General features: G+C 69.0%; 12 protein-coding genes. 6 read left to right on the plus strand and 6 right to left on the minus strand.

Translation table 11 applies throughout. The features are described from left to right. Window positions 1–140 precede the first annotated feature (140 nt). Window positions 141–1937 carry an acyl-CoA dehydrogenase gene (locus J2848_RS32680; RefSeq protein ID WP_149234844.1) on the minus strand — a complete coding sequence of 599 codons (1797 nt, stop codon included), beginning with the start codon at window positions 1935–1937 and terminating at the stop codon, window positions 141–143. Window positions 1938–2144: 207 nt separating this feature from the next. Between J2848_RS32680 and J2848_RS32685 the strand changes: the two genes are divergently transcribed. Next, the gene (locus J2848_RS32685; protein WP_149234843.1) at window positions 2145–3191 is read left to right on the plus strand and encodes a lysozyme family protein; all 1047 of its coding nucleotides are present in this window, start codon (window positions 2145–2147) and stop codon (window positions 3189–3191) included. A gap of 112 nt (window positions 3192–3303) precedes the next feature. After that, window positions 3304–4329: a nicotinate-nucleotide--dimethylbenzimidazole phosphoribosyltransferase gene (cobT, locus tag J2848_RS32690; protein ID WP_149234842.1), complete on the plus strand. Its 1026-nt coding sequence runs from the start codon at window positions 3304–3306 to the stop codon at window positions 4327–4329. Between the two features lie 36 nt (window positions 4330–4365). Here cobT and J2848_RS32695 read toward each other — a convergent pair whose 3' ends face one another. From J2848_RS32695 to J2848_RS32710, 4 genes are all read right to left on the minus strand, one after another. Beyond that, window positions 4366–4935: a hypothetical protein gene (locus tag J2848_RS32695; RefSeq protein WP_149234841.1), complete on the minus strand. Its 570-nt coding sequence runs from the start codon at window positions 4933–4935 to the stop codon at window positions 4366–4368. Window positions 4936–4957: 22 nt separating this feature from the next. Further along, complete coding sequence (gene dapE / locus J2848_RS32700) at window positions 4958–6106, minus strand: succinyl-diaminopimelate desuccinylase (RefSeq protein ID WP_149234840.1); 1149 nt, start codon at window positions 6104–6106, stop codon at window positions 4958–4960. A gap of 89 nt (window positions 6107–6195) precedes the next feature. Beyond that, window positions 6196–7038: a 2,3,4,5-tetrahydropyridine-2,6-dicarboxylate N-succinyltransferase gene (gene dapD / locus J2848_RS32705; protein ID WP_109443751.1), complete on the minus strand. Its 843-nt coding sequence runs from the start codon at window positions 7036–7038 to the stop codon at window positions 6196–6198. A gap of 108 nt (window positions 7039–7146) precedes the next feature. After that, a complete protein-coding gene (locus tag J2848_RS32710; RefSeq protein ID WP_149234839.1) occupies window positions 7147–7884 on the minus strand; it encodes a pyrimidine 5'-nucleotidase in 738 nt (245 codons plus the stop codon). Between the two features lie 221 nt (window positions 7885–8105). Between J2848_RS32710 and J2848_RS32715 the strand changes: the two genes are divergently transcribed. From J2848_RS32715 to J2848_RS32730, 4 genes are all read left to right on the plus strand, one after another. Then, a complete protein-coding gene (locus J2848_RS32715) occupies window positions 8106–9827 on the plus strand; it encodes a sensor domain-containing diguanylate cyclase (protein ID WP_149234838.1) in 1722 nt (573 codons plus the stop codon). Beyond that, a complete protein-coding gene (locus J2848_RS32720; RefSeq protein ID WP_149234837.1) occupies window positions 9824–11152 on the plus strand; it encodes a DUF2336 domain-containing protein in 1329 nt (442 codons plus the stop codon). Before J2848_RS32715 ends, J2848_RS32720 begins: the two co-directional genes overlap by 4 nt. Window positions 11153–11183: 31 nt before the next feature. Further along, window positions 11184–11816 carry a hypothetical protein gene (locus J2848_RS32725; protein ID WP_149234836.1) on the plus strand — a complete coding sequence of 211 codons (633 nt, stop codon included), beginning with the start codon at window positions 11184–11186 and terminating at the stop codon, window positions 11814–11816. 118 nt (window positions 11817–11934) lie between these two features. Then, a complete protein-coding gene (locus tag J2848_RS32730) occupies window positions 11935–12579 on the plus strand; it encodes a J domain-containing protein (protein WP_149234835.1) in 645 nt (214 codons plus the stop codon). Between the two features lie 9 nt (window positions 12580–12588). On the opposite strand, the gene J2848_RS32735 is transcribed toward J2848_RS32730, so the two are convergent. Then, on the minus strand, window positions 12589–13941 hold the full coding sequence (locus J2848_RS32735; RefSeq protein ID WP_149234834.1) for a pentapeptide repeat-containing protein: 1353 nt from the start codon (window positions 13939–13941) through the stop codon (window positions 12589–12591). Between the last annotated feature and the right edge of the window lie 5 nt (window positions 13942–13946).

Genomic DNA, 13946 nt, shown 5'->3' on the forward strand with positions numbered 1-13946 from the left:
ATTCGGACCCTGCTCATTCGATAGGTGATAACAAAGCTCTCCGAAAAATCGGGGAACTCTGAGAGACGGCAGACGGGCAGGCGGGAGCAACGCAGGGAAAGCCCCTCTCCCACCTTGGAGAGAGGGGCTGAACAGTCTGGTCAGAACTGCTCCTCGCTCAGCGCCATTACTGTGTTGCGGGCGCTGGCGATGGTCGGCAGCAGGGCGGGGGCGGTCGCCAGAACCTGCTCGGCGTAGAAGCGCGCGACGATCAGCTTGGTTTCCAGGAAGGAGGCGTTGGCACCGGGCTGGCGCAGACCCTCCATCGCCTTCATCGCCGAGCGGGCGAGCATCCAGCCGCCGGCGACATTCCCCCACAGCTTCAGATACGCCACCGCACCGGCGGCGGCCCCTTGCAGATCGCCTTCCGCCTGGGTGACGACCATCCAGTCGATGGCCCTGTCCAGCGCGTCGAGCCCGGCCGACAGCTCGGTCCGGATCACCGCGAGATCGTCGCCGGGGGCGGCACCCAGTTCCTCCGCCGTCGCCCGCATGTCGGTGACGAAGGCGCGGGCTGCGGCCCCCTTGTCGCGGCCGGTCTTGCGGAAGGTCAGGTCGTTGCCGTGGATGCCGTTGGTGCCCTCATAGATCGGGGTGATGCGGGCGTCGCGGTAATGCTGGGCGGCGCCGGTCTCCTCGATGAAGCCCATGCCACCATGGATCTGCACGCCGGTGGAGGCCACCTCGCAGCCGATGTCGGTCGACCACGCCTTGACGATGGGGGTCAGCACGTCGACCCGCGCCGTGGCGGCGGTGCGCACCGCCGGATCCTCGTGGTGGCGGGAGATGTCCAACTGCGTGCCGGCATAGAGCGCCAGCGCGCGGGCGGCCTCGGTCTTGGCACGCATGTCCAGCAGCATGCGGCGCACATCGGGATGCTTGATGATGGCGACGCCGGAACCCTTGGGATCGGCCAGATCCTTGCTCTGCACGCGGCTCCTGGCGTAGTCGCGGGCCTGCTGGTAGGCGCGCTCCGCGATCGCGACGCCCTGGATGCCGACGCCGAGCCGGGCGTTGTTCATCATCGTGAACATGTATTCGATGCCGCGGTTCTCCTCGCCGACGAGGTAGCCGATGGCCCCGCCATCGTCGCCATAGGCCATGACAGCGGTCGGGCTGGCCATGATGCCCAGCTTGTGTTCCAGGCTGGCGCAGCGCAGGTCGTTGCGCCGGCCGGGCGTTCCGTCGGGGTTGGGCAGGAACTTCGGCACGATGAACAGGCTGATGCCCTTGATGCCGGCCGGGGCGTCGGGCAGGCGGGCCAGCACCAGATGGACGATGTTCTCCGTCAGGTCATGCTCGCCATAGGTGATGAAGATCTTCTGGCCGGTGATGCGATAGCTGCCGTCGCCGGCCCGCACCGCCCTGGTCCGTACCGCGGCGAGGTCGCTGCCCGCCTGCGGTTCGGTCAGGTTCATCGTTCCCGTCCATTCGCCGGAGATCATCTTCGACAGATAGACCGCCTTCTGCTCCGCACTCGCATGCTCGGTCAGCAGATCCACCGCGCCCTGGGTCAGCAGCGGGCACAGGCCGAAGGACAGGTTGGCGGCCTGCCACATCTCGTTCACCGCGAAGGCGACGGTCCAGGGCAGGCCCTGACCGCCATAGTCCGGCTCGAAGGGCAGGCTGTTCCAACCGGCCTCGGTGAACTGGCCGTAGGCTTCCTTCCAGCCGGTGGCGGTGCGGACGACGCCGTTCTCCAGCTTCGCCCCTTCCTTGTCGCCCACCCGGTTCAGCGGGGCGAGCACGCCGGAGGCGAATTTGCCGGCCTCTTCCAGGATGGCGTCGACCAGATCGGGGGCGGCGCTGTCGCAATGGGGCAGGGCAGCGATGGCGTCGAGGCCCACCACCTCGTTCAGGACGAAGCGCAGATCGTCGACCGGAGCGGTGTAGGTCATGGCGGGGCGGTTCTCCCAGGGCAGGATTGTTTTCTTTACCTATACGTCAACATACAGCATCGGATGGCGCTTGGCGAGAGGGCGGGATGCCGCGTGAGGGGAAAGGCTAGGCCCGACCTACGATCCCATCAAGGCTCCAGTCGACTGGCACGGCGTCTGCATAGGAGGGGCTGCCTCCCATCGGGGCCATCACACGGGGATCGACCCATGACCTACGCTTCCGCCCTCGGCAATCCCAGCAACGCCGCCACCCAGGCCGCCGGCGCTGCCCGCGGCCCGGCCACCGTGGAGGCCGCCGTGCGCAATGCCAGTGCGAAGACGGGGGTCGATTTTTCCTACCTCATGGAAAAAGCTGCCGTGGAGAGCGGGTACCGCACGGACATAAAGTCCCCCTCCTCCTCGGCGACGGGTCTCTACCAGTTCATCGACAGCACCTGGCTGCAGACGATGAAGGATCATGGCGCCGACCACGGCTATGGCAAATACGCCAACGCCATCCAGACCCGCGGCGACGGCCGGCCCTATGTCTCCGATCCGGAGATGAAGAAGGAGATCCTGGAACTGCGCAAGGATCCCACCGCCTCCGCCCTGATGGCCGCGGAATACACCCGCGACAACAAGGAGTATCTGGAGGAGACGGTGGACGGCAAGATCGGCTCGACCGAGCTGTACATGGCGCATTTCCTGGGGGCCGGTGGGGCCTCGAAGTTCCTGAACGCCATGCAGGAGAACCCCGGCCGCACCGCCCGCGACGTCTTCCCCGACGCCGCTGCCGCCAACAAGAACGTCTTCTACGACAAGGCCACCGGCAAGGCGAAGTCGCTGAAGGAGATCTACGACCGCTTCGCCTCGAAGTTCTCGGAGAACCCGATGGCCAACTTCGCCCCGGCTCAGGTGGCCAACGACGCGGTGCGCAAGCAGGACATGCCGGACGGTTTCACCACCCAGGTGCCGATGGCCCCGGCCAAGGCGCTGAACGGCACGCCGCTGTCGATCTATCAGGTGCTGGCGTTGAACGCGCTGGAGACGCCGGACGAGGTCGACAGCGTCAGCGGCCGCCCGGCCCGCCTGCGCGACAAGGAACATCGCCGCATGCGCGACGAGCCGGTGCGGACCGACCAGTCATCGGGCACCGGCGTCGCGGTGGGCTTCGGGCTGGGGCTGGGCCGGATCGTCGGGTCGGAATCGGCAACGCCGGTCGCCTCCGCCACGGCGGGCGCTGCCGGAACGCAGGCAGTCTCCAAGGCGGCCTGAACCCGGAAGCGGGGCGGGGAAGGGGCAAAATGCCCTACGCTGGCGCTTTGACTTGAGGACCGGATGGGTGCAAGGTCGCGCCGTTTTTGGCGCTCACCCCTCAGGACCGATCATGAGCAACCAGCAGCCCGCCGTCACCTTCGAGGAAATCCGCGCGCTCGTGCGCAACCTGCCCGGCCCCGACCTGGAGGCCGGCACCGCGGCCCTCCAGCGCGAACGGCAGCTGACCAAGCCGGCCGGTTCGCTCGGCCGGCTGGAGGAGATCGCGCAGTGGATGGCGACCTGGCAGGGACAGCACCCGGCCGAGGCGCGCCGCCCGCGCGTAGCCGTCTTCGCCGGCAACCATGGCGTGGCCGCCCGCGGCGTCTCGGCTTATCCGGCCGAGGTGACGGTGCAGATGGTCGCCAACTTCCAGAACGGCGGTGCCGCGGTCAATCAGCTCTGCGAGGTGGCCGATGCCGACCTGCGCGTCTACGAGCTGGACCTGGAGAACCCGACCGCCGACTTCACCCAGGGCCCGGCGATGGGTGAGGAGGAATGCTGCCGCACCATGGCCTACGGCATGATGGCGGTGGAGATGGGCGTCCAGTTGCTGGCGCTCGGCGAAATGGGCATTGCCAACTCGACCTCGGCGGCGGCGCTGTGCCTTGCTCTATTTGGCGGCGAGGCGGCCGACTGGACCGGCCGCGGCACCGGCATCGATGACGAGGGGCTCGCCCGCAAGATCGCCGCGGTGGAGGCCGGCGTCGTCGCCAACCCGCAGGCGAAGGACGACCCGTTCGAGGCGCTGCGCTGCCTGGGCGGCTACGAGTTCGCGGCCATCGCCGGCGCCATCCTGGCCGCCCGCGTCGCCCGCGTGCCGGTGCTGCTCGACGGCTTCGCCTGCACCGCCGCCGCCGCCGTGCTCTACAAGGCCGACCGCCGCGCGCTCGACCATTGCATGGTCGCCCATCGCTCGGTCGAGCCGGGCCATACCCGCCTGATGCAGGCCATCGGCAAGGAGCCGCTGCTCGATCTCGGCATGCGGCTGGGCGAGGGGTCCGGTGCGGCGCTGGCGATCAACATCGTGAAGTCGGCCGTCGCCTGCCACGCCGGCATGGCGACCTTCGCCGAAGCGGGCGTCAGCACGCAGGGGTGATTGGGAGAATGGGACTTGTGGGGGCGGCGACCGCCCTCACAGCATCCCGTCCGCCAGATCGCTGATCGCAGCTGACAGGAACAGGTCCAGCATCACCAGGGCGGCGGCGGCCAGACCCGACAGCGACAGGGCGGTACGCAGCACGAACCACTGGTAGGTCAGCATCACCATCATGACGCCGAAGACCAGCGCTTCGGACACGCCGGACGGCAGCAGGCCGGTGGCCGACAGCACGATGGCCGGCAGATAGATCGCCATCTGCACCACCGCCGACCAGTTGTAGGCGGTCAAGGCCCCGGGATAGAGCTGTTCCTTGTCCAGCAGCGCCGCGACGCGGAACAGGGCGAGCGGGAAGGCGGTCCAGCTGACGACGTAGGCGATGCCCTCCACCGTCACCAGTTGCAGGACCGGCGTGCCATCCAGCTGGTCCCACAACCGGATCGCCAGCAGCAGCGCATAGGCGGGCAGAACCACCAGCGCGGCGTAGAAGGAGTTCAGCGCGCCGTCGGGCGTGCGGTCGAAAAACTCCATCCCCGTCCGGTCGAAGCGGGCCAGCCGCCAGGCGCCGGTCAGGGCGGACAGGATGGCGGGGGTGGTCAGCGGCATCGTGGCGTCCCGGTCAGGCTGGTCACCCGGCAAGGCGCGTGAACACGCCCTTCAGGATCGACTCGTAGATGGCGGTCAGCTGGCGCAGATCCTCCACCGAACAATATTCGTCCACCTTGTGCATGGTCTGGCCGACCAGCCCGAACTCCACCACCGGGCAGACATTCTTGATGAAGCGGGCGTCCGACGTGCCGCCGGTGGTCGAGTATTCCGGCCGGCGTCCGGTCACGCCCTCCACCGCCTCGGCCACCAGTTCGGTCAGCGGGCCGGGCGGGGTGACGAAGCTGTCGCCGGAGCAGTAGACCTCCAGTTCATAGGCGCCGCCGATGGCATCGAAGGTCCGGCGCAGCCACGCCTCGATGCTGGCCGGGGTGTGGGCGTCGTTGAAGCGGATGTTGAAGGTCGCCTTGCCCTGGGCCGGGATGACGTTGGTCGCCGTGTTGCCGACGTCGATGGTGGTCAGCGCCAGGGTCGAGGGCTGGAAATGCGCCGTGCCCTCGTCCATCGGGTGTTCGGTGATGGCGGCCAGCATGCGGACCAGCCGCGGCAGCGGGTTGTCGGCCAGATGCGGGTAGGCGACGTGGCCCTGCGCGCCGAACACGGTCAGGAAGCCGGTCAGGCTGCCGCGCCGGCCGATCTTGATCATGTCGCCCAGCGCCTTGGGGTTGGTCGGTTCCCCCACCACGCAGGCGTCGATGCGCTCGCCGCGCTCGGCCAGCCAGTCCAGCACCTTGCGGGTGCCGTTGATCGCCACCCCTTCCTCGTCGCCGGTGATCAGCAGGCTGATCGAGCCGGCGGGCGGGCCGTCCTGCAACCGGCGGGAGACGGCGGCGACGAAGGCGGCGATGGCACCCTTCATGTCGACCGCACCGCGGCCGAACAGCCGTCCGCCCATCACCGCGCCGGCGAAGGGATCGACCGTCCAGCCCCGGTCGCCCGGCGGCACCACGTCGGTGTGGCCGGCGAAGCAGAAGTTCGGTCCTTCGGTGCCGAACCGGGCATAGAGGTTCTCGACCGGCTCCGTCCCCTCCTGCTGGAAGCGCAGGCGATGGCAGGTGAAGCCCATCGGCGCCAGCGCCGCCTCCAGCACGCCCAGCGCGCCGTCGTCGCGCGGCGTGACGCTGGGGCAGCGGATCAGGTCCTGGGCGAGGGCGACGGGGTCGATGGTCATGGAAGGTCCGGTTCGCAAGTCATGGCCCCGAACCGACTTTCTGCTCGAACCGGTTTCGGGCAGAAGGTCGGTGCGGGCTTAGAAGCGGATCAATCCCGCAGCAGGTCGTTGATCGCCGTCTTCGAGCGGGTCTTCTCGTCGACGCGCTTGATGATGACGCAGCAGTACAGGCTCGGGCCCGGGGTGCCGTCGGGCAGCGGCTTGCCGGGCAGCGAGCCGGGGACAACGACCGAATAGGCCGGGACGCGGCCCATGAAGACCTCGCCGGTGTGGCGGTCGATGATCTTGGTCGAGGCGCCGATGTAGCAGCCCATGGAGATGACGGCACCTTCCTCGACGATCACGCCCTCGACGATCTCGGAGCGGGCGCCGATGAAGCAGTTGTCCTCGATGATGACCGGGTCGGCCTGCAGCGGCTCCAGCACGCCGCCGATGCCGACGCCGCCCGACAGGTGGACGTTCTTGCCGATCTGGGCGCAGGAGCCGACGGTGACCCAGGTGTCGACCATGGTGCCGCTGTCGACATAGGCGCCGACATTGACGAAGCTGGGCATCAGGATGACGCCGGGGGCGACATAGGACGACTTGCGGGCGATGGCGCCGGGCAGGGCGCGGAAGCCGGCGTTCTGGAACTGGCCTTCGCTCCAGCCCTCGAACTTCGGCGGCACCTTGTCATACCAGGAGGAACCGCCGGGACCGCCGGGAATCATCTCGTTGGCGTTCAGGCGGAAGGACAGCAGAACCGCCTTCTTCAGCCACTGGTTGACCTTCCAGCCGTCCGCGGTCTTCTCCGCGACGCGCAGGTCGCCGGCGTCGAGCGCATCCAGCGCCGCGTTCACGGCGTCGCGGACGGGGCCGGTGGTGGCGGTGGTGAGATCGGCGCGGTTTTCCCAGGCGGCGTCGATGGTGGCTTGCAGGCTGGCGTGGCTCATGGCGCGGTCGTTCTGCTGTCGATTGTCCAAGGGACGGCACCATGGAGCCGCATCGCGCCCGCTGTCAACCGTACCCGCGGCCGACATCGGCCGGTTTGCGACAAAGCCCTACAGGCCAGCCACCGCGGCCAGCCAGGAGGGCAGGTCGTCGACGGTGTGGTCGATGTGGACCCCGGCGCCGACGCCGGCCTTTTCGTATTCCTTCTCGCCGCGGACCCAGACGGTGGTCATGCCCAGCGCATGGGCAGGGGCGAGGTTGCGGGCGATGTCCTCCACCATGCAGGCATCGGCCGGGTCGACACCGTAGCGTTCCACCAGGGTGGCATAGGGGCGTGGATCGGGCTTCGGCACATAGCCGCCTGCGGCGATGTCGAACACCGCATCGAACCGGTCGAGGATCCCCAGCCGGCCGGCGACGTTCTCGGCATGGCGGACCGAGCCGTTGGTATAGATGATCTTGCGGCCCGGCAGGCGTTCCAGTGCGTCGGCCAGCAGGGCGGAGGGCTGGACACCGGCGACGTCGATGTCGTGGACATAGTCCATATAGGCGACGGGGTCGACGTCATGCTCCATCATCAGGCCGCGCAGCGTAGTGCCGTATTCGCGGAAGAACTGCTTCTGCCGCACCCGCGCCTCGTCCATGCCGATGTTGAAATGGGCGGCGATGAACTCGTTGATCCGGCGGTCGACCTGGGAGAACAGGTCGCAGGACGCCGGGTAGAGCGTGTTGTCGAGGTCGAAGATCCACACGGCGCGGTCGCGCAGGGCGGTAAGTGGATTGGCGGCGGTGCCGGGTCCGTTGGCGGAGCCGGGCGCCGGTGCGGCGGGGGAGGTCGGGACGGTCATCCCCCAAGAATGGGGCCGCCGCCGGCCGGCCGCAAGACGCTTCACAAGGTCGCAGCCGCAGGCGGACCCCTCAGCCAAGCCTTCGCCATGAGGAGTTTCCCGCCTCGTTGGTTGATTGAAGATTAACCCCTAAAGAGGTAGCATGGACCGGACCTTGCTAGGGTTTGCAGCCTAAGGTTTTTCACTCCGCCCGCTTTGTTGATTGCCCCTCTGGGATCGCCGTGGACCTTCTTCTGACCACCGGTACCTCCGCACCCGATTCAGCCCTTCCCGGCGGCCCGCCCGGCTCCGCGACGCTGGTCGCGCTGTATCCCGGCCCGGCTCTGCGGCTGGATTCGGCGCTGGCCGTCGCCGAGGCGAATGCCGAGGCGGAGGACATGATGGACAGCGACCCGCGCTGGCTGCCGGAGCTGCGCAACTGGCTGTCGGCCTCCAGCGTGGCGCCGGGGCTGCGGTCGGTGCCGGTGGAATCCCTGCGCGGCATCATGATTGTCGAATGGGCCGGCGTGCCGCTGCCTGACGGCGGATTCCTGCTGCTGGGCCGCGACGATACGCTGGAACGGCAGCTGCGCCACACGCTGACCGAATCGCGGCGGCGCTACAAGGATCTGGTGGAGGTCTCCTCCGACTTCGCGTGGGAGACGGGGCCGGATGGCACCTTCGTCTTCGTCAGCCACAAGGGCGCGCTGGGCTATCCGGCCGACGCGCTGATCGGCCGCGACCCGCGCAGCCTGGCGCTGGAGGAGACGGAAGACCTGCCGATGCCCTTCGACTGCCGCCGCGCGGTCGACCAGACCGAACTTTGGCTGAAGAGCGCCGACGGTACGCCCGCCTGCGTCGTCGCCTCCGCCCTGCCGCTGTTCGGGCCACAGGGCGAGTGGATCGGCGCCCGCGGCGTCTGCCGCGACGTGACGGAACAGGTGTTGCGCTCCAACGAACTGGCGCGCATCCGGAACCGCGAGCGGCTGCTGGGCCACATCGTCCATACCCTGCGCGACCGGCTCGACGCCGCCGAGGCGCTGGCCGTCGCTGCGACGGAGACGGCGCGGGCGCTCAGCGCCGATGGTTGCCGCATCTACCGGGCGGAGGAGGGGGCCGGTGCCGGCGGCCGTGTCTCCCTGTCGCTGGTGGCGGAATTCGGGGCGGAGCTGCCGGAGGTGGGTGCCACTCTGCTCGACCGCATCGCCAAGGGCGAGGGGCTGGTCGCCGACCGGCTGGGCGACGTTCAGCTGATCGGCGAGCGGACGGAGTACCGGCAGGCGGCGAACGGCGCGCTGCTGGTCTGGCGCACCGGCGATTCGGAGCCCTGGGACGACGACGACCGCCATCTGATGTCGGGCGTAGCCGACCATATCGGCATCGCGCATGCCCATCTCGCCTATCAGGAGCGGCTGCGCCGCCTGTCGGAGCGCGACGGGCTGACCGGGCTGTTCAACCGCCGCACCTTCTTCGAACGGCTGGAGGAGTCGATCTCCCGGCCCGACAGCGGCCCATCGGCCCTGCTCTATGTCGACCTCGACAATTTCAAGGCGGTCAACGACCTGCACGGCCACCAGCAGGGTGACACCGTGCTGAAGGCGATCGGCACGCTGCTGACCACCGGGGTGCGGCCGGGCGACCTGCCGGGCCGGCTGGGCGGTGACGAGTTCGTGCTGTGGCTGGGCCGCACCGACGAGGCGAAGGCGCGCATCGTTGCCGACCGGCTGCTGAACGGCATGCGCGATCTGGCCCATTTGTCGGCCAGCCCCGAGAAGCCGCTGGGCCTGTCGATCGGCATCGCCGTCCATATCCCCGGCCGCGGCGAATCGGTGCGGGAGTTGACCGACCGTGCCGATGCTGCCATGTACGACGCCAAGAAGAGCGGCAAGGGCCATTACGCCCTGGCCTCCGCCTATCAGGCGGCATCCTCCTCCGATGTTTCCGCCGCGGAGCCCACCCCGTGACCCCGCCTGCCAATCCGCGTTCCGAAGCCTTCGACCCCGCCGACTACGAATCCGCCAAGCGGATGGTGCAGAGCGAGGATCCGGCGGTCCGCCGCAAGGTCGCCGAACATCCCAAGACCCGGCCGGAGCTGCTGTATTTCCTTGCCGCCGATGCTGCGGCCGAGGTGCGGCGCGCCATCGCCACCAACGCCGGCACCCCGCGGCAGGCCGACCTGCTGCTGGCCAAGGACCGTGAGGTCATGGTGCGGCAGGCGGTGGCGCAGAAGATCGCCCGCCTTCTGCCGGAACTGTCGGCCGACCAGGCGACGCAGATCGAGCGGCTGACGGTGGAATGCCTGGAAACGCTGGCGCGTGATCAGGCGACCGAAGTCCGCGGCATCCTGGCCGAGGCGCTGAAGGACCTGCCCAACGCCCCGCACGGCGTCATCAACCGGCTGGCCCGCGACGTGGAGCTGTCGGTCTGCGCGCCTGTTCTGCAACATTCGCCGATCCTCACCGAAGAGGATCTGACCGACATCATCATGAAGGGGCCGGTGCGGGGCGCGATGACCGCCATCGCCAGCCGGCAGAATGTCAGCGCCTCCGTCGCCGACGCCATCGCGCGGTCGGACGACGAGGCGGCGGTGACGGCCCTGCTCGGCAACCCGTCGGCCCAGATCCGCGAAGAGACTCTCGACCGCATCCTCGATCAGGCGCCCCAGCACGAGCCCTGGCATTCGCCGCTGGTCCGCCGCCCGCGGCTGCCGGCGCGCGCGGTGGCACGGCTGGCCAGCTTCGTCGCCGACAATCTGCTGAAAATGTTGCAGGACCGCGACGACCTCGACCCCGCCGCCGCTCGCGGGCTGGTGGAGGCGGTGCGCCAGCGGGTGGGACAGGCGGCCGGTGCTGCGCCCGGCTTGCCGCTCGGCCCGGTCGATTTCGGCGAGGAGGCGGTCGGCGGAGCCGCCGCCGGGCCGGAAAAGCCGGTCGAACGCCCCAGCGACAAGGCAGCGCGCCTGAACAAGGAAGGCAAGCTGACCGAGAAGCTGATCGAGGGATCGATGGTGGAGGGCGACCGTGGCTTCGTCATGGCGGCGCTGGCGGAACTGTCGCAGATCCCGCTGCCGGTGGTGGACCGCATCGTCGCCACCCATGCGCCGCGCGCTGTGACCGCGCTGGTGTGGCGCGCCGGGCTGACCATGCGCTTCGCCCGGCAGGTCCAGTTGCGGCTCGCCCAGATTCCGCCAAAAACGGCGCTTAATGCTCGCGACGGCACGCACTATCCGATGACCGATGAAGAGATGCGCTGGCAGCTCGAATTCTTCGGCGTCGAGGAAAAGGCGTGACGTTTCCAACCGTCTTCAGGTTTTCTCCGGCATGCGTGTCGCCTTCCTCGCCTTCTTCGTCGTCCTGATCGCCGCCGCCACCAGCTTCGCCGCTCCGCCGCGCGAAACGCCGGAGGAGCGCGAGGTCGCCGCCACCTTCGATGCCGCCCGCAACGCGCTGGCCGAAAAGCGCGGATCGGCGCTGATCCCGCTGCTCACCCGCAACTCGGTCAAGACGCTGGAGTCGGTGCGCGATGCCGCCCGCCAGCCGGGCGACGCGCCGGTGCAGCGGCTGGAACCGGCGGAGCGCTTCGCCGCCATGGGACTGCGACGCTACCTCGGCCCGGCGGAGCTGCGCCGCATGTCGGTCGGCGACATCGCCAACCACGCGCTGAAGGCCGGCTGGCTCGGCCCCAACGTCATCTCCCGCAGTTCGCTGGGGCCGGTGCGGGTCAAGGGCGACCGGGCGTCGGGGCTGCTGATGGTCGACAACCGGCCGGCGCTGGTCCCCGCCGACTTCATACGTGAAGGCGGGGCGTGGCGCATTGACCTCGCCAGCGTCTTCACCTTCGGCAGCCAGATGCTGAAGGGCTTCGCCGCCATGTCCGGCAAGGACGAAACCACCTACATCGACGAGCTGCTCGACCGGCTGCCGGCCAAGCCAGGAGCGATGAAGGCGCATTGAGGCGGAGCGGCATAACGAGCCGGCGGTAAACCTTCCGGCCGCGCCCATCCGCGCGATTGCGGCGACTCAAGCAATTGCGTAGACTCGCGCCCGCTTCCACCAAGTGTTGGCGCCGACGATGACCGCACCGGAAGAGACCAGCCTCCCGTCAGCCCTGGGCCGTATCGTGCCCTGTGGTGCGCGTTTCCGTGCGGCCGTTCTGAATCTCGCCGCCGCGCGCGGGATAGGGGTGCCGATGCTTCTGGCCGCCGCCCTGCTGCTGGCGCCGGAGGGGGCCGCAGATCCGGGCCTGCGCGACTCCGATGGGGACGCGGTGCTGGAGGTGGGGGAAACCGACGCCGGCGACGGCAAGATCCGCAGTGCACTGGCCGCCGCCCTGGCGCTGGCCGATCCCGGCGCCCGCATCCTGCCGGGCGAGGATGTCCGCCGGCTGGAGGCCGCGGTGGAGACGCTGGGCTACCGGAACAAGGCGTTGGCCCATGCGCTGCAACGCCTGTCGTTCCAGCCGCTCGACGGCCGGATCACGCAGGTGCGCGACGCCGCCCAGCTGTTCGGCTTCGTCAATGAATGGTGCTTCGACGAGGATCAGGTGCGGCGGCGCTTCCGCGAACTGGCGCCGGTCTATCACCCGGACACCGGCATCGTCGCCTGCCGCGAGCGGATGGCCCAACTGATCGACGCCCGCAACCTGCTGGTCCACCATGTCCGCAGTGTCTACGGTTCCGGTGACTGGATGGCGCGGCGTGGCGGGCCTTCCGCCTGAAAGACCTTCTCAGCAGACCAGTCCGATCGCCTCCTCGACGATCGCCTGATCCATCGTGGCGCCGTCCAGCACCGCACCGGTCAGGTCGGCGCCGGTCAGGTCGGCCTCGCTGAGGTCGGCGCCGGTCAGGTCGGCACCGGCCAGATTGGCGCCGGAAAGGTTGGCCTTGCGCAGATCCGCCTTGCACAGCAGCGCCATGCCCAGCCGGGCGCGTTGCAGGTTGGCCCGCCAGACATGGCCGCTCATCGTCTGGATATGGACGGGCCCGAGTTGGGCGCCGGTCAGGTTGGCACCGGTCAAGGTGGCTCGTTCGAAATTGACGCCACGCAGATCGGCCTTCGACAGGTCGGCCTTGCGCAGGTCGGCCAGCGACATGTCGGCGATCGCCATCGCGGCACCGGACAGGTTGGCGCCGCGCAGCGCGATGCATTGCAGGATCGCCGCCGACAGGTTGATGCCGTCCAGCTTCCGTCCCGACAGGTCCAGCGCCGACAGGTCGGCGCGCTTGCCGGCCTTGCCGCCGCTGTCGATCCAGGTCAGATGCTCCATCAGCATCTCGCGCAGGTCGTCTTCCGGATTCTCCAGAGTCTTCGCCAGCACTGCCGCCTGGAGGTTGGGGGAGCGCATCTGCGCCGCGTCCAGGATGGCGCCGATCAGGGTGGCGCCGCTGAAGTTGGTGCGGTTGATGGCGCAGCCGGTCATGACCGCCCCTGACAGACGGGCGCCCGACAGGTTCGCCTCCGTCAGGTCGGCGTCGGTCAGGTCGCAGCCGGTCAGGTTGGACCCGGTCAGATTGGCGCGCATGAACTTGGTGCCGCGCAGGATGGCGTCGGTCAGGTCGGTCTGCATGACGAAGGCGTTGGCGACCTTGGCCCGCGACAGGTCGGCGCCGCGGATGGTCGCCGCCGTCAGCTCCGAGGTCAGGACGGAATCCTCGTAATCATGGGCGTACATCTCGCCGCTGGAATCGTAATGCAGCAGCGTGCCGTCGCGCAGGTCGACCTCCACCAGCGTCGCCTCGCTCAGCACCGCGCCGCGCAGGCAGGCGCCACGCAGGTCGGCCCGGCGCAGGTCGGCCTTCTCCAGGTTGGCGAGCCGCAGGTCGGCGGCATAGAGGTTGGCGTTGGCGAGGTTGGCGCCGGTCAGCCGGGCGCTGAACAGCTTGGCCCCCGACAGGTCGGCGTCGGACAGGTCGATGCCGGACAGGTCGAGATGCGACAGGTCGCGCATCTTCAGGTTGGCGCGCACGCCGCCCGGCTGGCTTTTGCGGAACGCCTGGTGCCGCAACAGGATCGCGTTGAGCTGGCTCTGGGTCAGCTTGGTTCGCGGGCTGTTGGACCCAAAGCCCTGGGCGGACGACATCGCCT

It is taken from the genome of Azospirillum lipoferum, assembly GCF_024170005.1.
Lineage (GTDB): Bacteria > Pseudomonadota > Alphaproteobacteria > Azospirillales > Azospirillaceae > Azospirillum > Azospirillum lipoferum.